Origin of the sequence: Thermomonas brevis (assembly GCF_014395425.1) — a bacterium.
Lineage (GTDB): Bacteria > Pseudomonadota > Gammaproteobacteria > Xanthomonadales > Xanthomonadaceae > Thermomonas > Thermomonas brevis.
Genome location: NZ_CP060711.1, coordinates 245,841 through 270,620, shown reverse-complemented (window position 1 = coordinate 270,620; position 24,780 = coordinate 245,841). Strand labels below are relative to the sequence as shown.

Below are 24,780 nucleotides of genomic sequence, written 5' to 3'. Positions count from 1 at the left end.
GCGTCCGCAGCCAAAGGTCCGATTCCGATGCTTCCCCTCGTAGCCCTGGTCGGGCGCCCCAATGTCGGCAAGTCCACGCTGTTCAACGCGTTGACGCGCACCCGCGACGCGCTGGTCCACGACGAACCGGGCGTGACCCGCGACCGCAACTACGGCGTCTGCCGGCTGGTCGAAGGCCGCCCGTTCGTGCTGGTCGATACCGGCGGCATCGCCGGCGAGGACGAGGGCCTGGCCGGCGCGACCGCGCGGCAGTCGCGCGCCGCCGCCGAGGAAGCCGACCTGATCCTGTTCATCGTCGACGGCCGCGAAGGCGCATCGGCGCTGGACGACGACATCCTGCGCTGGTTGCGCAAGCTGTCCAAGCCGACGCTGCTGATCGTCAACAAGTCCGACGGCATCGACGTGCGCGCGGCGCTGGCGGAGTTCGCCCGCTACGGCTTCAGCGAAGCGCTGGCGATCTCGTCCGCGCACCGCACCGGCATCGACGAGCTGCTGGCGAAGGCCGTCAAGCTGCTGCCCGAGGAAGGCGCGGCGGAAACCCTGGACGACGATCCGGAGCGCATCCGCATTGCCTTCGTCGGCCGCCCGAACGTGGGCAAGTCCACGCTGGTCAACCGCATCCTCGGCGAGGAGCGGATGATCGCGTCGGAAGTGCCGGGCACCACCCGGGATTCGATCGCCGTCGATCTGGAACGCGACGGCCGCAAGTACCGCCTGATCGACACCGCCGGCCTGCGCCGCCGCTCCAAGGTGGAGGAGGCGGTCGAGAAGTTCTCGGTGGTGAAGACGTTGCAGGCGCTGGAACAGTGCCAGGTCGCGGTGCTGATGCTGGACGCAAGCGAGGGCGTGACCGACCAGGACGCCACCGTGCTGGGCGCGGCGCTGGACGCGGGCCGCGCGCTGGTCGTTGCGATCAACAAATGGGACGGCCGCACCGACTACGAGCGCCAGCAGGCCGAGGCGCTGGCCGAGCGCAAGCTGAGCTTCGTCAGTTGGGCCGAGCGCGTGCGCATCTCCGCGCTGCACGGCTCGGGCCTGCGCGAACTGTTCAAGGCGATCCACCGCGCGCACGGTTCGGCCACCCGCGAGTTCAGCACCGCGGACGTGACCCGCGCCATGGAAGCGGCGTACGAGGCCAATCCGCCGCCGGTGGTGCGCGGCCACGTCGCCAAGCTGCGCTTCGCCCATCCGGGCGGCGAGAGCCCGCCCACCTTCGTCGTCCACGGCAGCCGCCTGAAGACGCTGAGCGCCACCTACCAGCGCTATCTGGAGAACTTCTTCCGCAAGCGCTTCAAGCTGGTCGGCACGCCGATCCGCTTCGTGTTCAGGGAAGGCGCCAATCCGTACGAAGGCAAGAAGAACGAACTGAGCGAGCGCCAGGTGGCGAAGAAGCGCCGGCTGATGCGGCACGTGAAGCGCGGCGGCTGATGTCGGCCGCCCGGGCCGAGCCGCGATGTCCGGTCTGCACGCGGAATCGCGCTTGTCCGGGGTAATGTGATCACGCGGCGCGGGGCGCCGGAGGAATTGCCTGATGTCGATCTACGCATGGATGCGCCGTTTGCTGCTCGCCTGCCTGCTGCTGGCCGCCGGCAACGCGTTCGCCGCCGACCAGTGTCCCGCGCTGTCGCAGCGCCAGTCCGATCCGCAGGTCGCCACCCGCATCGCGGCGATCGCCTGCGACGAGCACCTGCGCTGGAACCGGCCGTTCATCGACACCGAAGGCCGGCTGGCCAGCCTTACCGCCTACGAGGCGGAAGGCAGCGGGCTCAAGGACGGCGGCTCGCCCTGGCGGCGGGTGGCGTTCTACTGGCAGGCCAGCGGGCTGCTGTCGCCGATGGGCTTCAAGCCCGGCGCCAGCGACTGCGGCTACGCCGCACTGAATCTCTCGTATCCCGGTCTGGGCTGCCGCGGTTTCGTGGTCGACAACCCGTGGTCGGCCGCATTCGTGAGCTGGGTGATGCAACGCGCCGGCGTGCCCGGCTTCCGCAGCTCGGCCAGCCATTTCGACTACGTGCGCGCGGCGCGCAAGGACGCCGCCGGCAGCCCGTACCGCTTGGTCGAACCGATGTCGGCGAAGCTGGAAACCGGTGACATGCTCTGCTACGTGCGCACCACCCGCGTGTACGGCTACGACGGGCTGGCGAAGACCATCGACGGCATCAGCGGGGGCCTGCCGATGCACTGCGACATGATCGTCGCGGTCGACGACGGCAAGGCCTACGCCATCGGCGGCAACGTGCAGCAGGCGGTGACCATGCGCGTCCTCAACCTCAACGCGCAGGGCCAGCTGTGGGGCATGCCGCAGCGCACCGAAGGCGATGTGGAGTGCTCGCCGCAGACGCAGGCCGCCTGCAACTTCAACCGCCAGGATTGGGCGGCGGTGCTCAAGCTCAAGCCGCAGGACGAACTCGCGAAGATCGGCCCGGTGGAACCGCCGAGCTTCCTGCCCAGCGCGCCGGTGGCACCCACCTGCTGCGTGAACTGCGTGCTCGGTTCCGGCATCCCGCGCTGTCCCGCGGCCGGGCAGGCCGTGCAGCAGGCGCAACCGGACGCGCCATTGCAGGGTTCGGAATAGGCCGGGCCTGCGCGCTGGGCGATAATGCGCGTCCGCCCGCCACGCACCTTGCCGCATGACCGCCCGAATCCTTGACGGAAAACGCATCGCCGACGAACTGCTGTCCGACCTGAAGGCGCAGGTCGATGCGCGCCTGGCCGCCGGCAAATCGCGGCCGGGGCTGGCGGTGGTGCTGGTGGGCAGCGACCCGGCCAGCCAAAGCTACGTGCGCAACAAGCGCCGCGCCGCCGACAAGGTCGGCATCCACGCCTTCGATCACGACCTGCCCGCCGGCACCACCGAAGCCGAACTGCTGGCGCTGATTGATCGGCTCAACGCCGACCCGCAGGTGCACGGCATCCTGATCCAGCTGCCGCTGCCCGGCATCCGCGACGCCAGCGCGCTGATCGAGCGCATCCATCCCGACAAGGACGTGGACGGCTTCCACCCGCAGAACGTCGGCCACCTGGCGCTGCGCCAGTTCGGCCTGCGCCCGTGCACCCCGCGCGGCATCACCACGCTGCTGGCCTGGACGGACAAGCCGGTGCGCGGGCAAAGCGCCACCATCGTCGGCGTTTCCAACCACGTCGGCCGGCCGATGGGGCAGGAGCTGCTGATCGCCGGCTGCACCGTCACCAGTTGCCACAAGTTCACTCCGCAGGACGTGCTGAAACGCCACGTGGGCGAGGCCGACATCCTGGTGGTGGCGGTCGGCAGGCCGGGCCTGATTCCGGGCGAATGGGTCAAGCCGGGCGCGGTGGTGATCGACGTCGGTATCAACCGCTTGGACGACGGGCGGCTGGTCGGCGACGTGGGCTATGAAGAGGCGGCCAAGCGGGCCAGCTGGATCACGCCTGTGCCGGGTGGAGTAGGGCCGATGACTGTCGCCACGCTGATGCAGAACACGCTGGAAGCGGCGGAATTGGCGGACAAAGCGGCAGCCTGAAACACGGGCAAGCAGAAAAGCCGGTGGGATCTTCCAAGGGCCGGCCTCGCAAGTCGCTCCCCGTTACTCGCTTGGTTGCGAGGCCGGCCCCTGGACGATCCAGGCACACCCCGAGTTCGCCTCCCGCCGCATCCTTCCGAAGCCTGCGCAAAAAGCGCTACAATGGCGCGCTTCCCCACTTCCACATGGGTCTGCCGATGCTCCGCATCCTGGCTGAAGCACTGACGTACGACGACGTTTCCCTCGTCCCCGCGCATTCCACCGTCCTGCCGAAGGACGTCTCGCTGGAAACGCGCCTCACCCGTGACCTGCGCATCCGCCTGCCGATCGCCTCGGCGGCGATGGATACCGTCAGCGAAGCACGCCTCGCGGTGGCGATGGCGCAGCTCGGTGGCATCTCGATCATCCACAAGAACATGACCGCGCAGGCGCAGGCCGCGCAGGTGGCGTGGGTGAAGAACTTCGAGGCCGGCGTGATCCGCGAGCCGTTCACCGTCGGCCCGGACACCACCATCGGCGAAGTCCTGCGCCTGACCCGCGCGCGCAACATTTCCGGCGTGCCGGTGGTGGACGAGTCCGGCCATCTGGTCGGCATCGTCACCGGCCGCGACATGCGCTTCGAGAAGAAGCTGGACGATCCGGTCCGCCACGTGATGACCAAGAAGGAAAAACTGGTCACGGTGAAGGAAGGCGCCAGCGACGACGAGGTGCTGGGCCTGTTGCACAAGCACCGCATCGAGAAGGTGCTGGTGGTCAACGACGAGTTCGCGCTGCGCGGCCTCATCACCGTCAAGGACATCCAGAAGAAATCCGACAACCCGAACGCGGCCTACGACGCGCACGAGCGCCTGCTGGTCGGCGCCGCGGTCGGCGTGGCCGGCGACACCGAGCAGCGCGTGGAAGCGCTGGTGGCCGCCGGTGTGGACGTGATCGTGGTCGATACCGCGCACGGCCATTCGCAGGGCGTGATCGAGCGCGTGGCGTGGGTGAAGAAGCGCTTCCCGCAGGTGCAGGTGGTCGGCGGCAACATCGTCACCGGCGATGCCGCGCTGGCGCTGATGGACGCGGGCGCGGACGCGGTGAAGGTGGGTGTCGGCCCGGGATCGATCTGTACCACGCGCATCGTCGCTGGCGTCGGTGTGCCGCAGATCACCGCCATCGACATGGTGGCGTCGGCCTTGCAGGATCGCATCCCGCTGATCGCCGACGGCGGCATCCGCTACTCCGGCGACATCGGCAAGGCGCTGGTGGCGGGCGCGTCCAGCGTGATGATCGGCGGCCTGTTCGCCGGCACCGAGGAAAGCCCGGGCGAGATCGAACTGTTCCAGGGCCGCAGCTACAAGAGCTATCGCGGCATGGGCAGCCTCGGCGCGATGGAGAAGGGCAGCAAGGATCGATATTTCCAGGATGCCGCCGACGCCGACAAGCTGGTGCCGGAAGGCATCGAGGGGCGCGTCCCTGTGCGCGGGCCGCTGTCCGGCGTGGTGCACCAGCTGGTAGGCGGCCTGCGCGCGACGATGGGCTATGTCGGCTGCGCCAGCATCGAGGAGATGCGCACGCAGCCGTCCTTCGTGCAGGTGACCGGCGCAGGCCAGCGCGAGAGTCACGTCCACGACGTGCAGATCACCAAGGAACCGCCGAACTACCGCGCCGGTTGATCCATCCACGCAAAGGGAGCCGCAAGACTCCCTTTGTTGTATCCAACATCGAAAGCCAGTCAGCGCATGACCAACATCCACTCCGACAAGATCCTGATCCTTGATTTCGGCGCGCAGTACACCCAACTGATCGCCCGTCGCATCCGCGAGATCGGCGTGTACTGCGAAATCTGGGCGTGGGACCACGATCCCGCCGAGATCGCCGCGTTCGGCGCGAAGGGCATCATCCTGTCGGGCGGCCCGGAATCGACCACGGAAGCGGGCTGCCCGGCCGCGCCGCAGCAGGTGTTCGACGCAGACGTGCCGCTGCTCGGCATCTGCTACGGCATGCAGACGCTGGCGAAACAGCTGGGCGGGGATACCGAGGCGGGCAACCAGCGCGAGTTCGGCCACGCCGCGCTGGAGATCGTCGGCGACGACGCGCTGCTGTCGCAGGTGGCGACCACCGCCGAACTGCGCAACGTGTGGATGAGCCACGGCGACCACGTGTCGCAGGCGCCGGCCGGCTTCACCGTCACCGCCCGCACCGACCGCCTCGGCATCGCCGCCTTCGCCAACGACGCGAAGAAGATCTACGGCGTGCAGTTCCATCCGGAAGTGACCCACACCGCTGCCGGTGAGGCTCTGCTGCGCCGGTTCGTGGTCGATATCTGCGGCTGCAAGACCCTGTGGACGGCGGCCAACATCATCGACGACCAGATCGCCCGCGTGCGCGAGCAGGTCGGTTCCGACGAAGTGATCCTCGGCCTGTCCGGCGGCGTCGATTCCTCGGTGGTGGCCGCGCTGCTGCACAAGGCCATCGGCGAGCAGCTCACCTGCGTGTTCGTGGATACCGGCCTGCTGCGCTGGCAGGAAGGCGATCAGGTGATGGCGATGTTCGCCCAGCATATGGGCGTCAAGGTGGTGCGCGTCAACGCCGCGGAGCGCTACTTCGAGAAGCTCGAGGGCGTGTCCGATCCGGAAGCCAAGCGCAAGATCATCGGCAACCTGTTCGTGGAAATCTTCGACGAGGAATCGTCGAAGCTGAAGGACGCCAAGTGGCTGGCGCAGGGCACCATCTATCCGGACGTGATCGAATCCGCCGGCAGCAAGACCGGCAAGGCGCACGTCATCAAGAGCCATCACAACGTCGGCGGCCTGCCCGAGCACATGAAGCTGGGCCTGGTGGAACCGCTGCGCGAGCTGTTCAAGGACGAGGTGCGCCGGCTCGGCGTCGAACTCGGCCTGCCGCGCGAGATGGTCTACCGCCATCCGTTCCCCGGCCCGGGCCTGGGCGTGCGCATCCTCGGCGAAGTGAAGCCGGAGTACGCCGAACTGCTGGCAAAGGCCGACGCCATCTACATCGACGAACTGCGCAAGGCCGGCCTGTACGACAAGACCTCGCAGGCGTTCGCGGTGTTCCTGCCGGTGAAGTCGGTCGGCGTGGTCGGCGACGCGCGCGCCTACGAATGGGTGATCGCGCTGCGTGCTGTCGAAACCATCGATTTCATGACCGCGCACTGGGCGCACCTGCCGTACGACTTCCTCGGCACGGTGAGCAACCGCATCATCAACGAACTGCGCGGCGTCTCGCGCGTGGTCTACGACATCTCCGGCAAGCCGCCGGCGACGATCGAGTGGGAATGAGCGACGCCGACGAGCGCTGGATGCGGCAGGCCCTCGCGCTCGCCGAGCGCGCGCAGCGCGAGGACGACGAAATCCCGGTCGGTGCCCTGGTGGTCGATGCCGAAGGCAACCTCGTCGGCGAGGGTTGGAACCGCAACATCGTCGAATGCGATCCGAGCGCGCACGCCGAGATCGTGGCGATGCGGCGCGCGGGCGCGGCCTTCGGCAACCATCGCCTGGTCGGCTGCACGCTGTACGTCACGCTGGAGCCTTGCGCGATGTGCGCGATGGCGATCGTGCATGCGCGCGTCGCGCGGGTGGTGTTCGGCGCGTTCGATCCCAAGACCGGCGCGGCCGGCAGCGTGTTCGACCTGCTGGCCGATCCGCGCCACAACCATCGCGTCGAAGTGACCGGCGGCGTGCTGGCCGACGTGGCCGGGCCGATGCTGACCGCGTGGTTCCGCGCCAAGCGCGGCAAATGACCTGCGCCGTCAGTGCGCGTCTTGCGGACGCCGCTTCGCCATGCTCTGATCCAGCTCCATATCGAAACTCTTCACCGCCAGGCTGACCTCGCGCCACATCGCGAAGCTGGCGGCCAGCAGGAACAGCACGCCGACCACAGCCATCGCGGTCGGAAGCGCGCCGAGGCGCGAGTCCAGCAGCGCGTCCGCGGCCAGCGCCAGGCTGGTGCCGACGAAGCTGGCCAGCGCACCGTACAGCAGGCGGCAGGCGCGCAGCACGAGGTGCGCACGGCGGCGGTGGCGCAGGATCTGGTCGTCGCGCTCGCTGCGGTCCGGCGCATCGTGTTCCCAGGCGACGATCAGGGCGCGCAGCCGATCCACCACGCGCGCCAGCCGGGTGTTGGCCGACATCAGCAGCGAGGCCGTGGCGGTCAGGAAGAACGCGGGGGCCAGCATCGCGGTCAGGATGGCGTGGTGGCCGAGGGCGAGGGCGGTGTTCTGGAGCATGCGGCGTCCCGATGGCGAGCCGGTATGATGCCCATACTCCACCATGCGCGCGAGCCCGATGCCCGACGATTCGCCCAACCAGCGCCTGATCTGGATCGACCTGGAAATGACCGGGCTCGATACCGACCGCGACGGCATCCTGGAAATCGCCACCGTGGTCACCGACAGCCAGCTCAACGTGCTCGCCGAGGGGCCGGAGCTGGCGATCGCCCACTCGCTTGAAACGCTGGAGGCGATGGACGACTGGAACCGCAACCAGCACGGCAAGTCCGGGCTGTGGCGGCGCGTGCTGGAGGAGGGCGTGCCGCTGGGCGAGGCCGAGGCGCGCACGCTGGCCTTCCTGCAGGAGTGGGTGCCGGCGAACGCCTCGCCGATGTGCGGCAATTCGATCTGCCAGGACCGCCGCTTCCTGCATCGGCTGATGCCGTCGCTGGAGCGTCATTTCCACTACCGCAACCTGGACGTCAGCACGCTCAAGGAGCTGGCGCGCCGCTGGGCGCCGCAGGTTCTGGACGGCGTGCAGAAGCATTCCGCGCACACCGCGTTGAGCGACGTTCACGATTCCATCGCCGAATTGCGCCACTATCGCCGCCACATGGGCGCGCTGGCCGGACCGGCAGTGGACTGAGGCACGACAGGGACAGGGGGCGGGGCCGGATGCAGGGGGCGTCTGCGCGATACGGCTGGCTTGCGGCGATGCTCGGCGTATTGGCCGCGCTGTGCCTGTGGCCGTGCGCCGCGCTTGCCCTCGATGCGCCGCAGCCGGCGGCGACCGAAAAGCCGATCACCGCGTTCTACCGCGAAACCTGGACCACCCGGCAGGGCCTGCCGCACAACCAGGTCAACGCCATCGCCCAGACCCCGGATGGCTACCTCTGGCTCGGCACCTGGGAAGGCTTGGTGCGCTACAACGGGCTGGAGTTCCAGCTGTTCGACCGCAGCAACACGCCGGCGATGAAGGATAACGGCGTGCGCTCGGTGCGCGCGTCGGACGGCGGCGCGGTCGTCGTCGGCACGTCCCGCGGCGGCGTGACGGTGAAGCAGGGCGACGACTGGAGGACGTGGCGGGTCGCCGACGGCCTGGCCCAGGACGAAATCATGGACGCCCTGCTGGATCGGCAGGGACGGCTGTGGGCGGCCACCGAAAGCCTGGGCATCACCTGCCTCGACCACGGCAAGGCCATCCAGTTCAACGTCGGCAACGGGCGGTTGCCCAGCAACGTGGCGTTCGCCCTGCTGGAAGCCCGCGACGGCAGCATCTGGGCGGCCACCGCAGGCGGCCTCGTCCACATCGTCGACGGGCAGGCGCGTCTCGTGCCGCGAAGCGCCGGCCTGCCGGACGCGCCGGTGTTCCGGGTGGTGGAAACCGCGAAGGGCGAGCTGCTGGTCGGCACCGAGCGCGGCGCCTATCGCCGCATCGGCAAATCGGAGCGCTTCGAACTGGTGTCGCCGCTGCTGCCGAACGACGGCGTTCCCAGCCTCGCCGAAGACGCGGCCGGCCACCTGTGGGTGGGCACGGTCAACAACGGGTTGTTCCGGTTGGCGGGATCGGCGGTGGAGCATTTCACCAGCGGCCGCGAGCTACCCAACAACCGCGTCGCCTCCCTGCTGGTGGACCGCGAGGGCAGCATCTGGGCCGGGACCAATGCCGGCCTGATGCGCCTGAGCGATGCGCCGTTCACCACCTGGAACAGCGACCAGGGCATGACCGACGACTACGTGCGCGCGCTGGCCGAAGCGCCGGGCGGCGGCATGTGGATCGGCACCGGGCGCGGCCTGAACCTGTGGCGCGACAACGCGATCGTGGCCCGCTACACCAAGGCGGACGGGATGCCGGGCGATTCCGTCCTCAGCCTGCTGCAGGCCCGCGACGGCAGCCTGCTGATCGGCAGCTACACCGACGGCGTGCTGCGCATGCGCGACGGCCGCATCGTCGCCCGTTACGACAGCGCGCGCGGCATGCCGGGCAGCAACCAGGTGCGCGCGCTGGCCGAGGACGCGAACGGCAACGTCTGGATCGGTACCACCCGCGGGCTGGTGCGGATGCGCGACGGGCAGTTCCAGCTGTTCGGGATGGCGCAGGGCCTGCAGCGGGACTTCATCATTTCCCTGCACCTGGCGCGCGACGGCACGCTGTGGGTCGGCACCTCGAACGGCGCGGTGCGGATCGTCGGCGAGACGGTGCATCCGCTCGACATGCGGGCGATGAACGGCGCACAGGACGTGTTCGGGTTCCTCGAGGACGCCGACGGCACCATGTGGATGGCCACCGACCGCGGCCTGCTGCGCTACCGCGACGGCCGGCTGCAGGGGCTCGGGCTGGCGAGCGGGCTGCCGTTCGACACCCTGTTCGCGGTCGTCGACGACCGCCTCGGCAACCTGTGGCTGACCTCCAACCGCGGCGTCCTGCGGCTTCCGCGCAAGGAAGCCGAGGCGGTGCTGGCCGGCCGCCGCGCGCCGCTGCGCTTCGACCACTTCGGCGAAGCGGACGGGCTGGTGAGTTCGCAGTGCAACGGCGGTTCCGGGCCGGTCGCGCTGCGCGATGCGCGCGGCAACATCTGGGTCGCGACCGCGCGCGGCGCGGCGACGATCGCGCCCGGCACGCTGGGCAAGTACCGGCACGAGCTGCCGCATGCGGTGCTGGAGCAGGTGCTGGCGGACGACCGGCCGGTGTCGCTGGCCGGCGTGCTGCGGCTGCCGGCCGGAACCCGCAAGCTGGAATTCCGCTACGCGGCGCCGAGCTTCCTGGCGTCGCGCTTCCTGCGCTATCGGCATCGCCTGGAAGGCCTGGAAACCGGCTGGGTGGAGCAGGGCAACCGGCGGGTCGTGCAGTACACCAACCTCGGTCCCGGCGCCTACCGCTTCGACGTCAACGTGTCCGCGCCCGGGTTGGGGCGCGGCTGGAGCCCGGGCATCACCTCGGTCCAGGTGGAGATCGCGCCGCAGCCCTGGCAGCGGCGCGGCTTCATCGTCGCCGCGGCGCTGCTGGCGGCCCTGCTGGTCTACGGGCTTTTCCTCTGGCGCGTCAGCCACCTGCGCCAGCGTGCGGAGCGGTTGGAAGGCATGGTCGAGCAGCGCACCCGCGACCTGCGCGAGCACGCCGAGCGGCTGCGCGAATCCGACCAGGAAAAGACGCTGCTGCTGGACCGGCTGCGCAAGCAGTCGGAAGCCTTCGAGCGGATGGCGCTGGAGGACGCGCTGACCGGCGTCGGCAACCGCCGCAGCCTGGACGTGGAACTGGAGGCGGCGTTCGGCCGGGCCGTGCGCAGCCGGCGGTCGCTGTGCTTCGCGCTGTTCGACGTGGACGAGTTCAAGCAGATCAACGACCGCTACTCCCACGCCGCCGGCGACCGCGCGCTGGTGGCGGTGGCGCATGCGCTGCGCGACGCGCTGGACGGCGCGGGCATGCTGGCGCGCTGGGGCGGCGAGGAGTTCGCCGTGCTGTTCGAGCGGGTGTCGCTGGAGCGCGCCCGCGACATCTGCGAGGCGATGCGCCAGCGCGTGCAGGCCATCGACTGCAGCGAATACGCGCCGGGCTGGACGCTGTCGGTCAGCGGCGGCGTGGCGGAGCGGGGCGACGCGTCGCGCTACGAAGCCCTGGTGGCCCGCGCCGACCTGCTCCTGTACGAGGCCAAGCGCAGCGGGCGCAACCGCATCGTCGGGTAAGCCGACTCAGCGCGGCTTCGCGTCGCCTTGGCCGCCCGGTGCGTGCATCTGCCCGCGAAAGACGTGCAGGTCGCTGCGCGGGTAGGGAATGTCGATGCCGTTCTCGCGGAAGCGGTCGCGGATCGCCTCGATGATGCGGCTGCGCGCCTCGCCGTAATCCGCGTTGGCGGCGAAGGCGAACAGGTCGAGGTCGATGCTGCTGGCGCCCAGGTTCGCCACCTGCACCAGCGGCGCGGGATCGTCGAGGACCAGCGGTTCGTCGCGGGCGATGCCGAGCAGGGTGGCGCGCGCGCGCTGCAGGTCGTCGCCGTAGCCCACGCCCACGCGCACCTCGATCCGCCGGTGCGGCCATGAGGAATAGTTGACGATCGGCGCGGTGGTGATGGAGCTGTTGGGCAGGATGATGAGCCGGTTGTCGGAGGCGCGCAGGCGGGTCTGGAACACCCTGATTTCCAGCGCCGTGCCTTCCTGCCCGGCCAGCACCACGTGGTCGCCGGCGCGGAACGGGCGCAGCACAATGAGCATTACTCCGGACGCGATGTTGGACAGCGAATCCTTGATCGCCAGGCCCACCGCGAGGCCGGCGGCGCCGAGCACGGCGAACATCGAGGTGGTGGGAATCCCGATCGCGGTCAGCGCGGTCATGATGACCAGCACCAGCATCACCGCGTAGGCGATGTTGCGCAGGAACCCGCCCAGCGTGGCGTCGACGCCGGCGCGGCCCATCACCCGGTCGAGGCCGGCGGAGAGCCGCCGCGCCAGCCAGCGGCCGATCACGAAGATCAGCACCGCCGCCAGCAATTTCAGCCCCCAGTCCTGCAGCAGGTGCAGCCATTCGCCGCTGCGCAGGTCGCTGGCGATGCGGGCGGCTTCGGCGCGGGCTTCGGCGGACGGCGTGGCGGTGGCGGGTTGCAGCATGGGAACTCCTGAAAAGCCGCACGCCCCGAACGGGGCGTGCAGTGGGGCCGGACCGCGATGGTAGCGATCCGGATGTAAAGCCGCCGCATGCGCGGCCGCGGTCAGCCCTTGGACTTCGCCAGCGCCAGCCAGGTATCGACCACGGTGTCCGGATTCAGCGACACCGACTCGATGCCCTGTTCCATCAGCCACTGCGCGAGATCCGGATGATCGCTCGGCCCCTGGCCGCAGATGCCGACGTACTTGCCCTTGGCGCGAGCGGACTGGATCGCCATCGACAGCATCTTCTTGACCGCAGGGTTCCGCTCGTCGAACAGGCCGGCGACGATGGCGCTGTCGCGGTCCAGCCCCAGCGTGAGCTGGGTCATGTCGTTGGAGCCGATCGAGAAGCCGTCGAAGATGTCGAGGAACTCGTCGGCCAGCAGCGCGTTCGACGGCACTTCGCACATCATGATGATCTTCAGCCCGTTCTCGCCCTGTACGAGGCCGTTCCCGCGCAACACTTCGATGACCTTGCGGCCTTCCTCCAGCGTGCGCACGAACGGGATCATCACCCAGATGTTGTCCAGGCCCATCTCCTCGCGCACCTTCTTGACCGCCTGGCATTCCAGCGCGAAGGCGTCCTTGAAGCTCGGGTCGATGTAGCGGGAGGCGCCGCGGAACCCGATCATCGGGTTTTCCTCGTGCGGTTCGTAGCGGCTGCCGCCGACCAGGTTGGCGTACTCGTTCGACTTGAAGTCGGACAGGCGCACGATCACCGGCTTCGGGAACACCGAGGCGGCGATGGTGGCGATGCCTTCCTTCAGGCGCTCGACGTAGAACTCCACCGGCGATGCGTAGCCTTTGATCCGCGCGTCGATCTTCGCCTTGGTGGCCGCATCCTGCGAGGCGTACTCCAGCAGCGCCTTCGGGTGCACGCCGATGTGGCTGGCGATGATCATTTCCAGGCGGGCCAGGCCGATGCCCGCGTTCGGCAGCATGCCGAAGTCGAAGGCGCGGTCCGGGTTCGCCACGTTCATCATGATCTTCAGCGGCGCCGGCGGCATGTTGCCGAGGTCGGTGGTGGTGCGTTCGAAGGGCAGGCTGCCGGCGTAGATGTAGCCGGTGTCGCCCTCGGCGCAGCTGATCGTGACCGGGTCGCCGTCCTTGATCGTGTCCAGCGCGTTGCCGGTGCCGACCACGGCGGGCACGCCCAGTTCGCGGGCGATGATTGCCGCGTGACAGGTGCGGCCGCCGCGGTTGGTGACGATGGCGGCGGAACGCTTCATCACCGGCTCCCAGTCGGGATCGGTCATGTCGGCGACCAGCACGTCGCCGGGCTGTACGCGCTCCATGTCGGCCAGCGAGCGCACCACGCGCGCCGTGCCGCCGCCGATCTTGCTGCCGATGGCGCGGCCCTCGGACAGGACCTCGCCGCGCTGCTGCAGCGCGTAGCGCTCGATCTGGGTGGCGTGCGCGCGCGACTTCACCGTCTCGGGACGCGCCTGCAGGATGTAGAGCTTGCCGGTGTTGCCGTCCTTGCCCCATTCCACATCCATCGGGCGGCCGTAGTGCCGCTCGATCACCAGCGCCTGCTTCGCCAGTTCCTGCACGTCGGCGTCGGTGATCGAGAACTTGCCGCGCAGCTCGGCCGGCGTTTCCTCGGTGCGCACGCGTTCGCCCGGCACGCTGGAATACACCATCCGCAGCTGCTTGCTGCCCAGCGAGCGGCGCAGGATCGCCGGCTTGCCGGCGGTCAGCGTGGGCTTGTAGACGTAGAACTCGTCCGGGTTCACCGCGCCCTGCACGACCATCTCGCCGAGGCCGTAGCTGGCGGTGACGAACACCACGTCGCGGAAACCGGATTCGGTGTCGAGGGTGAACAGCACGCCGGAGGCGCCGACGTCGGAGCGCACCATCAGCTGGATGCCGGCGGACAGGAACACGTCCTCGTGGGCGAAGCCGTGATGCACGCGGTAGGCGATCGCGCGGTCGTTGTAGAGGCTGGCGAAGACTTCCTTGACCTTGCGCACCACGTCGTCGGCGCCGGTCACGTTGAGGAAGGTTTCCTGCTGGCCGGCGAAGGACGCGTCGGGCAGGTCTTCGGCGGTGGCGGAAGAACGCACGGCCACGGCGATGTCGGCCGCGCCGCTGTCCGCGCACAGCTTCGCGTAGGCGCTGCGGATGTCGGCGTCCAGCTCCGGCTGCAGCGGCGCGTCGATCACCCAGCCGCGGATTTCCGCGCCGGCGCGGGTGAGCGCGGGCACGTCCTCGACGTCGACGGTCGCCAGCTTGTCGTAGATGCGCTGGTGCAGGTCGTTGTGGGCGATGAACGCCTTGAACGCGTCGGCGGTGGTGGCGAAGCCGCCGGGCACCGACACGCCCAGGCCGGACAGTTCGCCGATCATCTCGCCGAGCGAGGAATTCTTGCCGCCCACCTGGGCGAGATCGGACAGGCGCAGGTCGTTCAGCCAGAGGACGTTGCTGGTCAAGGCAGGCTCCGTGGGGGCAGGGCAGCGGGAAGTCCGCTATTTTACAACTCTCGCCCCGCACGCTGAAAACGATTGCACATGGATGCCGTCCGCCCCGTGTTCTACGTCTCCGATGGCACCGGCATCACCGCCGAAACCATCGGCCACAGCCTGCTGACCCAGTTCAGCGGGCTGCGCTTCTCGACCGACCGCCTGCCGTTCGTGGATTCGGCCGACAAGGCGCGCGACGCCGCCCGCCGCATCCGCAGCGCCGGCGAGGCCGTCGGCCTGCGCCCGGTGGTGGTGAACTCCTGCGTCGATCCCGAACTGAACCGCCTGCTGGCGGAAAGCGGCGCGCTGATGCTGGACATCTTCGCGCCGTTCATCGCGCCGCTGGAGGAAGAACTGGGGCAGGTGCGCAACGCGCACATCGGCCGCGCCCACGGCATCGTCGATTTCGACATCTACCACCGGCGCATCAACGCGATGAACTACGCGCTGGCGCACGACGACGGGGTCAAGCCCGACTATTCGGAGGCCGACCTGATCCTGGTCGCGGTGTCACGCGCCGGCAAGACGCCGACCTGCGTGTACCTGGCCCTGCACCACGGCGTGCGCGCCGCCAACTATCCGCTGACGCCGGAAGACCTGGAAAGCGAGCGGCTGCCGGCGATCCTGCGCCAGTACCGCAGCAAGCTGTTCGGCCTGACCATCGACCCGGTGCGCCTGCACCAGATCCGCCAGGAGCGCCGCCCGGATTCGCGCTACGCGCAGCTCGACACCTGCCGCCGCGAGGTGGCGCAGGCGGAGGCGATGCTGCGCAGGGAAGGGGTGGAAATGCTGAGCACCACCCACGCGTCGATCGAGGAAATCGCCAGCCGGGTGATGGAGCATCTCGGCATCAACCGCGAGATGTACTGAACGCGGGAACCTTTCCAGATTGGGCCCGCGGCGCGACGCCGTCAATCCTGCCGCGCGCGCGATGCCGCGTGTAGGATCGGCCCATGAGCCTCGCACTTGCACATCGCCAACGCCTTCCCTCGCTCAGCCGCTTCGGCTGGCTGATGGGGCTGTACGCGGAGAACCACGCGCGCCTGCAACGGCTGTTCGAAGCGGACGATCTCGGCTGCGGCGATTACGTGTCGTCGATCGGCGACGGGCTGGACGTGCGCATCGAGGTGATCGAACAGCACGCCTACACGGCCGAACTGCGCATGAGCTACGGGCTGGTCGATCCGCAGACCGGCATGGCCGATCCGTCCGCCAGCCTGCGCCTGTACCGCGACGCGCGGCAGGTCGAGGCCACGCATTGCTACGCGGGACGACGCTGGCAGGACGTGATCGGCATGTATCCGCCGCCGCAGCGCATCCTCGACCATCGCCTGCGCATGAACACCTTCCTCGGCAAGTGGTTGCAGTACCTGGCCGAGCGCGGGCACGGCGTGGCGACGCTGCGCGCGGCGGATGAAGACGTGCTAAAAATTGGTTGAAAAAACGCTTGACGGTTTCCGATTTCACCCCCAGAATGCGCGTCTTTCCAGCCCGTGGGGCCATAGCTCAGCTGGGAGAGCGCCTGCATGGCATGCAGGAGGTCGGCGGTTCGATCCCGCCTGGCTCCACCATTTTTCAACGCGTTTCCGGTTCTGTCCCCATCGTCTAGAGGCCTAGGACATTACCCTTTCACGGTAGCGACCGGGGTTCGAATCCCCGTGGGGACGCCACCTTCGGAATCGGTAACGACGTCGCAACACAGCGCAAGCGGTCGCCCCAGTGGCGGCCGTTTTCGTTTGTGCGTTTCCTTACCGGCGGACGACTGCACGAATGCGCGCGCCATGCGGCGCGCGGTTCATGCGTCCTTGTTGTGCCGTCGCAGCAGGCGCTGCTTCTCGCGGTTCCAGTCGCGCTCCTTGCTGGCCTCGCGCTTGTCGTGGCTCTGCTTGCCCTTCGCCAACGCCAGCTCGGCCTTGACCTTGTTGCCCTTCCAGTACAGCGCGGTCGGGACCAGCGTGTAGCCGTCGCGCTGGATGCGGCCCATCAGCACGTCGATTTCGTGCCGGTGCAGCAGCAGCTTGCGGGTGCGGCGATCGTTGGCGACGACGTGCGTGGATGCCTGGATCAGCGGGGTGATCTGCGCGCCGATCAGGAACAGTTCGCCCTGCAGCACCACCGCGTAGGCGTCGCCGATGTTGGCGCGGCCGGCGCGGATCGCCTTCAGCTCCCAGCCTTGCAGGGCGAGGCCGGCCTCGAACTTCTGCTCGAAGCTGTATTCGTGGCGCGCGCGCTTGTTGAGGGCGATGGTGCCGCCGCCGTTTGGCTTATCCTTGCCGTTCTTCTTGCTCATCCCGTCATTCTCGCCGATCCGGACGCATCGCGGTGCGTCCGCGTCGCACGGACCTATCGATGCCCGTCATTCTGCGCAGCGCCCTCGTCGAACATTCCGCCGGCCGGATGTTCGCACTGGTCAACGACGTCGCCGCCTATCCGCGCCGCTTCGACTGGTGCCGGCAGGCGCAGGTGCTGGAGGAAAGCGAGGGCCGCCTGCTGGCGCGGCTGGACTTGGGCGTGGGCGGCTTCCACACTTGGTTCACCACCGAGAACCTGCTCGCGCCGCCGCACCACATCGACATGGAACTGCGCGACGGCCCGTTCCGCCACCTGCACGGGCGCTGGGCGTTCCACGCGCTGGACGAGAGCGCGTGCAAGGTGTCGCTGCGGCTGGATTTCGAGCCGCAGAACCGCCTGCTGGGCCCGGCCTTGCAGCTGGGCATGCAGGGCCTGGCCGACCGCATGGTGGACGACTTCGTGCGCGAGGCGGACAAGGGGAACGGCTGATGCGCGTGCAGCTGGTGCGCGCGTGGCCGAACCGCTGCGAGTCGGTCGATGTCGAGGTGGACGAGCGCGCCTGCGTCGGCGATGCGCTCGATGCGGCCGGCTGGCGGCTGGAGGCGGAGTTCGTCGCGCTGGCGGTGTTCGGTATCGCCGCGTCGGCGGAAACGATGCTGCATCCGGGCGACCGCATCGAACTGCTGCGGCCGCTGCAATGCGATCCGATGCAGGCGCGCAGGCTGCGCGCGGAGAAGACGGGCAAGCGCCGCCGCTGAGGCGGCGCGAGGCGCGGCTCAGCGGCCGCGCTTCTTGTCCTTGTCCTTGGCCAGGTTCGGGCCGAAGTAGCGGATCGCGTTCTTCGCCAGGTCGGAATCCTGCTCGGGGAAGTATTCGCCTTCCCAGCGGGCCAGCTGGCCGTTCTCGAACCACAGCGTCATCGTCTTGACCACCGGCGCGCCGGTGCGGCCGATGCGCTGGCTGGCGACGTAGTCCCAGCGGTCGTGGTGGAAGGGATCGCGGATCGACGGCGTGCCCAGCAGCACCATCACCTGCTGCCGATCCATGCCCGCCTGCAACTGGTCCACGGCGGTCTTTTCGAGCATGTTGCCCTGGAAGATCGGTTGCCGGTACAGCAGGCCGCAGCCGCTCACCAGCAAAGTCGCGAGGAGGATGGGAAGCAGCTTGCGCATCGGCGAGGCGGGGCAGTGGCGGAAGTGCCGATGATACACTCCCGACACGCTGCATCGACCGGCCCGCGCCACCCGCGCGCATCGCCCGTCGGCGCCGTTCACGCGCTGTTGCGCGGCCCTGGATTCGCTCAAGGAGGAATGTCGATGTCGCCGGATCTACGCAAGGTCGGCCTGAAGGTCACCCACCCGCGGCTGCGCATCCTCGAACTGCTGGAGCACGCCAAGCCGCGGCACATGACCGCGGAAGACATCTACAAGCAGCTGCTGGCCGAGGGCGAGGAAATCGGCCTGGCCACGATCTACCGCGTGCTGACGCAGTTCGAGTCGGCCGGGCTGGTGCTCAAGCACAACTTCGAGGGCGGCACCGCCGTCTACGAGCTGGACCGCGGCGAGCACCACGACCACATGGTCGACGTGGAATCCGGCAAGGTGGTCGAGTTCCACAGCGACGAGATCGAGGATCTGCAGCAGAAGATCGCCGCCGAGCACGGCTACATCATCGAGGACCACGCGCTGGTGCTGTACGTGCGCAAGAAGCGCTGAGCCGTCATCGCTTCCGGCGTTTGGCGTCGGTTGTTCAACGAGAGGACGCGGCCGGCGCCGGTCGCCGGCGCTCCAGCCACCACGACAGCACGGCCAGCAGCAGCCATGCCGCAAGCCACGGCCATGGCGATCCGCGCTGCAACTGCGCGGTTCCGCTTGCGCTCATGGGCACCGCCTGGGCTGCCAAGGCGCGGGTGGCATCGAAGCGGCGCTGCGCTTGCCAGGCGAGGCCGGCATCAGCCGGAAGCACGGCGAATGCAACGCGATCCTTGTCCGGTTGCAGCAGATGCCATCCGTCCTGCTTCGGCCAGAACGCGGCGCAGCGGCGGGTGCCGGTGGCGGGATCCACGGCGAGCGGGATGACGGCGCCATCCGGCGCACGGATGGACGCCTGCTCCGGAAGCCCGCACAGCACGGCCCGTTGGCCTGCCCAGACGGGCCAGGGCAGTGCTGGAGCCGATGGCGCATCCGGTGTTCTGGTGACGGCGGCAAGCATGCGGCTCCACAGCTGACCGTGGGCGTCGCCGTGGCCGGCAAGCGGCAGGCGGAAAGTGTCGGCGAGCGTGGTCACGGCGATGCGGCCGCGTCCCACTGGACGCCACCAGGCGAGCGGCTGGCGCCTCGCATCCAATAGCAGCGGCAGCGCATCGGCGGACACGACGCGCAGCATGCGGTGGGTGAGAGCAGGCAAGGGGACATCGCGTCCTGCGAAGGCAGGCGCCAACTGCGCGGGTTCCGCGTGGGCGTCGCCTTCCAGCGCGTAGCCCCAGTCGCGCAGGCGGGCGCGGATTCCGCCGGACAGCGGACCGTCGATCCGCAGCAGAAGTCCCAATCCATTGCGCACGGCCGCAGCGAGAGCGCGAGCCTCGCCGTCGGTCAGGGCTTGCAGGCTGCGAGTGTCCAGCAGCACCGCATCGAAGCGGAGCAGGGTATCGGCATCCAGCGCCAACGCCGCGTCGCCCTGCACCAGCCCGGCGCCGACGCTGACCCGTGTGTGCAACTGCATGCCCGCGTCCACGGCCCAACGGCGCAGGTATTTCAGTTCCGGGTCGGGTGCACCGGCCAGTATCAGTAGACGCGGCGGCGGGGGGGCGACGACCTGCAGCGGTAACGGAAGGTTTTCGCGCACGCGTCCGCCCGCACCCCGCAGGCGCAACTGGAACGTCGCCGATCCTGCGGCGCGTGCTTCGCCCTGCAGGACGAAACGCCCGTCGCCCGCAATCGCGGCATGTGCGGTGCGTTGCCCGGCCGGGTCCAGCAGTTCGACGTCGGCATGTGGGGGGCCGCGATGCGTCCCCGCACGCTGAAGGCATTGCCGGCCGCCACCGATGCCGGTGCCTCCAGCGCGACGATGCCGGTGGCGGGCGGTTTGCCGTCGAAGTCCAGCGGATACCCCGCCGCGGCGTCCCGGTCGCGGGCTTCGAGGCCCGCACCGAGGATGCGCAGGCGCGCGATGCCCGGATGCCGGCGCAGTGCGGTGGCCAGGTCGGGCGCCGCCTCCGCGTCGTGCGCGGCGGGCGCTTCGGGCAGGGCGATGCGTAGCCCGTCGGCGGCATTGGACGCGACGCGTGCGCCGGCGGTGAGCACGGTCATGGTGCCGGCGAGGACGGGGCGCTGTGGCGGGAACAGTCCGAGGTAGAGCAGCGTCGCCAATGCCGGTTGGGCGAGCAGCAACAGGCACAGGCGCAGGGTGGGCGAGGGCAGCGAGCGGTCGCGGCGCGCATGCCGATGCAGCAGCCGCGCGCAGGCCAGCACGGCGGCCACCGCCAGAACCATTCCCGTCAGCAGCGATGGAGAAAAGGCGTTCATCGCCGCCCCCGTCGTCCAGCGCATCGAGATAGCGGCGCCCCAATGTGTCGTCGGGCAGGCGCCTTGGCACCATGGCGGGCGGCTGCGCCAGCAACGGCCAGAGCAGGGCGCGCAGCTCGCTGCGGCAGTTGCCGCAGCCGGGCTCGCGCTGTACGGCGTCGACGGCGATCTGCAGGGCCAGGGGATCTGCGGCGCGTCCAGGGTGTTCGCGCAGCCAGGCCTGCAGGGCCGAGAAATCGATGGCGGCGCCGGCGGCAGGCCGCTCGCCCAGCGTGCGCCATAGCACGGCGATGCCGGCGTCCTCCACGCTTGCCGGACGCAGCGCATCCGGACGGGGTGCCAGCCCCTCCCGCTTGCCGCCGAGCCGGCGGCTCTCGTCGATCGGCGGCAGTTCCGTGCCCACGCGCGCAAGGTAGATGCGGCTGGCCTGCTGCACCTGCTTGATGAAGCCCAGCGCCTTGTAGGCGTAAGGCAGCGCGCGATCCGGATGGCCCTGGCGCAGCTGCAGTTCGGATTGCCACATCTGGTCCAGCGCCTGCTTCAGCGTGGTCCGGGTTTCCGGATCGAGCAGGGTGGCGGCTTCGGCGTGGTCGTGGGTATGGCCGTAGGCTTCCAGCACGTCGGTGTCCTGGCCCATGGCCGGGGACGCGGACGCCTCCGCATGCCCATGGTCTGCGTGTCCGGATGCGTCGTCGTCATCGTCATCGCCGGTGGCGTCGGATACCGGCAGCTTCGGTTCGCCTTCCGCCTCCTCGCCGAGGAACTGGCCGTAGCGCAGGCGCAGGATGCGCTGGTCGACGCCGATGGCGTCGGAGTCGTGCAGGAAGCGCTCGGCATCCAGCACGCGGCGTTTCTTCTGCAGCGCTTCGGCATCGATGATGATCTGCCTCTGGCTGCGGAAATAGGCCGGCAGCACACGCTTGACGATGCCTTCGATACCGGTGCTTTCGCTGCCCGGCTGCGCCTGCAGGCGCAGGATCAGGCTGGGACTGCGCACGGATTGCGGCTGCGGGCTGCGGTTGTCGGCGGCGGTCAGCTGCACGATCAGGTCGTCGCCCTGCGTCAGCCCCAACTGGGCGAGATCGATGCGGTGCGAAAAGCGGCGCAGCGTGGCGGAGCCTTGCCCGTGAAGGTCGAGGCTTTGCTCGTGGAAGGTGATGTTCTCGCCGCTGCCCTGGGCGAGGGTGATGCGCAGCGTGGCCTTGCCGGCGACGCCATAGTCGTCGGCTGCCTCGAAAGCGAGTTCCCAGGCGCGCTGTTCCGGAGACGCCAGCGTCAGGCTTTGCGTGGGGGCCAGCACGCGGAGCTGCGGGGGACGGTCGGCGAACGCATCGAGCCGATGGGGTTTGCCGGCATTCTGCGCTTGGCCGTCGATCTCGATGCGGTACAGCGCGGAGGCGTCCAATTGCAGTTCGGCTTTCCAGTTCTCGCCGTCGCGCTGGAGCGGCAGCCTGCGTCCGTCGAAGAACGCCAGTTCCACCTTCGCGGGGCGTCCCGATAACCGCAGCGACCAGTGCAGCCGGGAGCCTTGCGGCGCCTTGACCGACAGCATGGATTCGCTGCGCCGGGGCAGGCGGGTGTAGGCGGGCGGATGGATGTCGAGGCGCGCGGCCAGCAGCCGGATCGGCGCGCTGGTTTGGTTGCCGATCGATGCGGCATGCGGGGCAGTTGTCCGCAGCGGCGATGCGGGCCACAGGCAGGCGGCGACCAACACAAACAGCGCAAGCGACAGGGACACGGCGAGTCCCCGCCACGGCCAAGCGGTGCGGAGGTCGGCAGGCTTCGCGGCCAGCCGCTGCTGCAGGCGTTGGCGTTGAAGCCGCTGGAGCGGCGTGGCAGCGGCGACCAGCAGGTCGGCACTGTCCTCCATGTCGGAACGCGCGTTGAGGGCGTGCACCAGCCAGCGCGCGTCGAGCCGCCGCCACTGCAGGAAAGCGGTGCCGGCGAGGAAAGCCATGCCCGCGAGGACGGCGATGCCGGCCAGGCCGCGACCGCCGATGCGGTCCGTGACGACGGCCATGGCCGCCAGCCACGGCAACGCTAATGCGGCAAGCACGGCGAGGCGGCGCAGTCGCGCTGCCCGCCATCCACGATGCGGCAGGGCGTCGTTGTTCATGCCGGGACTGCGCGCCGTGCGCGCGTGGCGAGCCAGCGCTCGATCGCGAACAGGAGGGCGGCCAGCAGCGCCAGCCAGGGTTGCAGTTCGCGCGGAGGCTGGGGATGGGAACGGGCGCCCGCGATCGGCGCATAGGCACGCGCGTCGGCGTAGGTGGGGGCTTGCCGCGCGGGTTGCAGCAATTCCTGCAGGCGTCGGGGGAAGCGCGATTCCAGCAGCAGCGGCATATCGCTCGGCTGCACCGGCCGGAGGAAGCGCAGCAGCCGGCCACGGCCGAGCGCGCCGCCTTCCGCCAGCGGCGTGCCGGTTTCCTCCGATGGGAGCGGGACGGTTTTAAGTGAGCCTGGCAGGAGGGCGTCGCTTGAGGCCAGCACGGTGCCGCCGCGCTCGATCCAATCCAGCAGCGTTGCCGGCAGCGAGCCGCTCGCCAAGCGAATGATGGTGGCGTCGGTCGCCGGCAGCGGTTCGTCTTCCGCGAGCGATCGCGCTTCGGACCGCCATGCGCGCGCAGCTGCCTGGAAATAGCGCAGCGAGGGCGCATGCGCGGGATCCGCCTGCAGGTAAAGGCGTGGTGCATGTGTCTCCGGCGCAGCAGGCGGAGGCGGCGTTTCCGCGACGATGCGCCAGTCCACGTTCCGCGACAGCCGTGGCAGCTGCGCGTCCGCGCCTTCGAACTGCGCCGTGGCCAGCACGATCAGCGGCACGTCCTGCGCAAGCGACGCATCGATCTCCCGCAAGAGGCTGGCGATGGGCTGCGGTGCGATCGGCCGGGATGCAGTCAGGTCGGGCAGGCCCGCCGCCAGCCAGTGCCTGCGCGCGTCGGCAGGCAGCGGCTGGGCGGCAATCGCGGCGGCGTCCACGCCGGGCATGATCGCGACGAATGGACGGCGGTCGGGCGCGCCGTACAGCACCGGACGCGCCAGCCAAAGCGCCAGCAGGGCGAGCAGCAGCAAGCGCACCAGCAGCAGCGGCCACTCCTCGAAGCGCAGCCGCCGGCGCGGTCGCGGAGTCGCGCGCAACCAGCGCAGGGCGGCGAAATCGGTGGTGCGCGATTCGCCGCGTCGCGCCAGGTGCAACAGCAGCGGCAACAGCAGCGCGCCCAGCGCCGCCAACGCCATCGGCAGCAACAGGCCCAGGCTCACGTCCGCTCTCCAGGGGAAAACAGCGCCCGCAACGGCTGGTCGAGCGGTTCGTCCAGGACATGGCGGGCGTGCGCGATGCCGGCCGCGTCCAGGCGTGCATTCAGTACGCGTTGCGCGTCGGCGAAGCGTTGCAGGTAGTCGGCGCGCATCGCCCGGCCGTCGCCGGGCAGGGTGTCGCCGGTTTCGGGGTCGCGGAACAGGTGGCTGCCGTCGAACGGGAAATCGCGTTCCTCCACCGTCAGCACCTGGACGAACAATACTTCGCGCCCAGCGGCCGCCAGCCGCTCGGCCAGCGCGACCACGCCTTCGTCGAAACCGTCGCTGAGCAGGACAACCAGGTCGTGCGCCGCGATGCGTTCCCATGCCGGATCCAGGCGCTCGCCCTCGGGAAAGCGGCCGTATGCGTCCAGCGCCTGCAATGCCAGCCAGAGCCGGTCGCGGCCGCGCGCGCCGTGGGTGGCCGGCAGCAGCTGCACGCCGTCCTCGCGCAGTCCGACCAGGCCGAAGCGGTCGCCCTGCCGCAGCGCCAGTTCGGCGACGCAGGCGGCGATGCCCTTGGCCGCGTCCAGTCGCGTCCGATCCGGTGCGGCGCGGTCGGCCTGGTTCATCGAGGCGGAAGCATCGACCAGCAACCAGACGGTCAGCGGGCTTTCGCGTTCGGCCTCGCGGACGAAGAAGCGGTCGGAGCGCGCGTACAGCTTCCAGTCGATCTGCCGCGGCTCGTCGCCCGGCTCGTACGCGCGGTACTGCGAGAACTCCAGGCCGGCGCCGCGGCTGCGGCTGCGATGGGCGCCGATGCCGTTGCCGCCCATCGCGCGGCGCGCTTCCAGCCGCAGGCCTCGCAGGCGGCTGCGGACGTCCGGCGGGATCAGCGCATGCGCCATGCGGCG

21 protein-coding genes and 2 tRNA genes are annotated in these 24,780 nt (G+C 69.5%); 15 read left to right on the top strand and 8 right to left on the bottom strand.

What is annotated here, in order from left to right; translation table 11 throughout:
• Positions 1 to 27 precede the first annotated feature (27 nt).
• The 6 genes from der (at position 28) to tadA (ending at position 7,245) form a co-directional block, all read left to right on the top strand.
• The gene (gene der / locus H9L17_RS01235; RefSeq protein WP_187570581.1) at positions 28 to 1,428 is read left to right on the top strand and encodes a ribosome biogenesis GTPase Der; all 1,401 of its coding nucleotides are present in this window, start codon (positions 28 to 30) and stop codon (positions 1,426 to 1,428) included.
• Positions 1,429 to 1,531: 103 nt separating this feature from the next.
• Positions 1,532 to 2,575, top strand: a complete 1,044-nt coding sequence (locus H9L17_RS01230; RefSeq protein WP_187570580.1) for a DUF2272 domain-containing protein — start codon at positions 1,532 to 1,534, stop codon at positions 2,573 to 2,575.
• 55 nt (positions 2,576 to 2,630) lie between these two features.
• The gene (gene folD, locus H9L17_RS01225) at positions 2,631 to 3,500 is read left to right on the top strand and encodes a bifunctional methylenetetrahydrofolate dehydrogenase/methenyltetrahydrofolate cyclohydrolase FolD (protein WP_187570579.1); all 870 of its coding nucleotides are present in this window, start codon (positions 2,631 to 2,633) and stop codon (positions 3,498 to 3,500) included.
• 197 nt (positions 3,501 to 3,697) lie between these two features.
• A complete protein-coding gene (gene guaB / locus H9L17_RS01220; RefSeq protein WP_187570578.1) occupies positions 3,698 to 5,158 on the top strand; it encodes an IMP dehydrogenase in 1,461 nt (486 codons plus the stop codon).
• A 66-nt stretch (positions 5,159 to 5,224) separates the two neighbouring features.
• The gene (gene guaA / locus H9L17_RS01215; protein ID WP_187570577.1) at positions 5,225 to 6,784 is read left to right on the top strand and encodes a glutamine-hydrolyzing GMP synthase; all 1,560 of its coding nucleotides are present in this window, start codon (positions 5,225 to 5,227) and stop codon (positions 6,782 to 6,784) included.
• Entirely contained in the window at positions 6,781 to 7,245 is a 465-nt protein-coding gene (gene tadA, locus H9L17_RS01210) for a tRNA adenosine(34) deaminase TadA (RefSeq protein WP_187570576.1), read from the top strand. The genes guaA and tadA overlap by 4 nt, the downstream gene beginning before the upstream one ends.
• A gap of 9 nt (positions 7,246 to 7,254) precedes the next feature.
• Here the strand turns inward: tadA and H9L17_RS01205 are convergent, their stop codons facing one another.
• Positions 7,255 to 7,731: a DUF2721 domain-containing protein gene (locus H9L17_RS01205; RefSeq protein WP_187570575.1), complete on the bottom strand. Its 477-nt coding sequence runs from the start codon at positions 7,729 to 7,731 to the stop codon at positions 7,255 to 7,257.
• A gap of 58 nt (positions 7,732 to 7,789) precedes the next feature.
• Between H9L17_RS01205 and orn the strand changes: the two genes are divergently transcribed.
• Both orn and H9L17_RS01195 read left to right on the top strand, forming a co-directional pair.
• A complete protein-coding gene (gene orn / locus H9L17_RS01200) occupies positions 7,790 to 8,359 on the top strand; it encodes an oligoribonuclease (protein WP_187571804.1) in 570 nt (189 codons plus the stop codon).
• A gap of 68 nt (positions 8,360 to 8,427) precedes the next feature.
• Positions 8,428 to 11,397 (top strand): ligand-binding sensor domain-containing diguanylate cyclase, encoded by a 2,970-nt coding sequence (locus tag H9L17_RS01195; RefSeq protein WP_187570574.1) that lies wholly within the window; start codon positions 8,428 to 8,430, stop codon positions 11,395 to 11,397.
• A gap of 6 nt (positions 11,398 to 11,403) precedes the next feature.
• Here the strand turns inward: H9L17_RS01195 and H9L17_RS01190 are convergent, their stop codons facing one another.
• Positions 11,404 to 12,315, bottom strand: a complete 912-nt coding sequence (locus H9L17_RS01190; RefSeq protein ID WP_187570573.1) for a mechanosensitive ion channel family protein — start codon at positions 12,313 to 12,315, stop codon at positions 11,404 to 11,406.
• 101 nt (positions 12,316 to 12,416) lie between these two features.
• Positions 12,417 to 14,786: a phosphoenolpyruvate synthase gene (gene ppsA, locus H9L17_RS01185; RefSeq protein ID WP_187570572.1), complete on the bottom strand. Its 2,370-nt coding sequence runs from the start codon at positions 14,784 to 14,786 to the stop codon at positions 12,417 to 12,419.
• A gap of 78 nt (positions 14,787 to 14,864) precedes the next feature.
• On the opposite strand from ppsA, the gene ppsR reads away from it, so the two are divergent.
• The 4 genes from ppsR to H9L17_RS01165 all read left to right on the top strand — a co-directional run bounded on the left by ppsR (position 14,865) and on the right by H9L17_RS01165 (position 16,486).
• Positions 14,865 to 15,686: a posphoenolpyruvate synthetase regulatory kinase/phosphorylase PpsR gene (gene ppsR / locus H9L17_RS01180; RefSeq protein ID WP_187570571.1), complete on the top strand. Its 822-nt coding sequence runs from the start codon at positions 14,865 to 14,867 to the stop codon at positions 15,684 to 15,686.
• An 83-nt stretch (positions 15,687 to 15,769) separates the two neighbouring features.
• A complete protein-coding gene (locus H9L17_RS01175) occupies positions 15,770 to 16,255 on the top strand; it encodes a DUF1249 domain-containing protein (RefSeq protein ID WP_187570570.1) in 486 nt (161 codons plus the stop codon).
• A gap of 56 nt (positions 16,256 to 16,311) precedes the next feature.
• Positions 16,312 to 16,387 (top strand) — tRNA-Ala (locus H9L17_RS01170).
• 23 nt (positions 16,388 to 16,410) lie between these two features.
• Positions 16,411 to 16,486, top strand: a tRNA-Glu gene (locus H9L17_RS01165).
• Between the two features lie 125 nt (positions 16,487 to 16,611).
• Here H9L17_RS01165 and smpB read toward each other — a convergent pair.
• Positions 16,612 to 17,106 carry an SsrA-binding protein SmpB gene (smpB, locus tag H9L17_RS01160; protein ID WP_187570569.1) on the bottom strand — a complete coding sequence of 165 codons (495 nt, stop codon included), beginning with the start codon at positions 17,104 to 17,106 and terminating at the stop codon, positions 16,612 to 16,614.
• Positions 17,107 to 17,165: 59 nt separating this feature from the next.
• On the opposite strand from smpB, the gene H9L17_RS01155 reads away from it, so the two are divergent.
• Both H9L17_RS01155 and H9L17_RS01150 read left to right on the top strand, forming a co-directional pair.
• Positions 17,166 to 17,597, top strand: coding sequence for a type II toxin-antitoxin system RatA family toxin (locus tag H9L17_RS01155; protein WP_187570568.1), 432 nt, complete (start codon positions 17,166 to 17,168; stop codon positions 17,595 to 17,597).
• Complete coding sequence (locus H9L17_RS01150; protein WP_187570567.1) at positions 17,597 to 17,866, top strand: RnfH family protein; 270 nt, start codon at positions 17,597 to 17,599, stop codon at positions 17,864 to 17,866. Before H9L17_RS01155 ends, H9L17_RS01150 begins: the two co-directional genes overlap by 1 nt.
• Positions 17,867 to 17,884: 18 nt before the next feature.
• On the opposite strand, the gene H9L17_RS01145 is transcribed toward H9L17_RS01150, so the two are convergent.
• Positions 17,885 to 18,280, bottom strand: coding sequence for an outer membrane protein assembly factor BamE (locus tag H9L17_RS01145; RefSeq protein WP_187570566.1), 396 nt, complete (start codon positions 18,278 to 18,280; stop codon positions 17,885 to 17,887).
• Between the two features lie 144 nt (positions 18,281 to 18,424).
• Between H9L17_RS01145 and fur the strand changes: the two genes are divergently transcribed.
• Positions 18,425 to 18,823 (top strand): ferric iron uptake transcriptional regulator, encoded by a 399-nt coding sequence (fur, locus tag H9L17_RS01135; RefSeq protein ID WP_187570565.1) that lies wholly within the window; start codon positions 18,425 to 18,427, stop codon positions 18,821 to 18,823.
• 34 nt (positions 18,824 to 18,857) lie between these two features.
• On the opposite strand, the gene H9L17_RS15995 is transcribed toward fur, so the two are convergent.
• Genes H9L17_RS15995 through H9L17_RS01120 form a run of 3 tightly spaced genes read right to left on the bottom strand, consistent with a single transcriptional unit; the run spans position 18,858 to position 24,774 of the window.
• Positions 18,858 to 22,748, bottom strand: coding sequence for a DUF4175 domain-containing protein (locus H9L17_RS15995; RefSeq protein WP_246455134.1), 3,891 nt, complete (start codon positions 22,746 to 22,748; stop codon positions 18,858 to 18,860).
• On the bottom strand, positions 22,745 to 23,890 hold the full coding sequence (locus H9L17_RS01125) for a BatA domain-containing protein (RefSeq protein ID WP_187570564.1): 1,146 nt from the start codon (positions 23,888 to 23,890) through the stop codon (positions 22,745 to 22,747). Before H9L17_RS01125 ends, H9L17_RS15995 begins: the two co-directional genes overlap by 4 nt.
• Positions 23,887 to 24,774 carry a DUF58 domain-containing protein gene (locus H9L17_RS01120; RefSeq protein ID WP_187571802.1) on the bottom strand — a complete coding sequence of 296 codons (888 nt, stop codon included), beginning with the start codon at positions 24,772 to 24,774 and terminating at the stop codon, positions 23,887 to 23,889. The genes H9L17_RS01125 and H9L17_RS01120 overlap by 4 nt, the downstream gene beginning before the upstream one ends.
• Between the last annotated feature and the right edge of the window lie 6 nt (positions 24,775 to 24,780).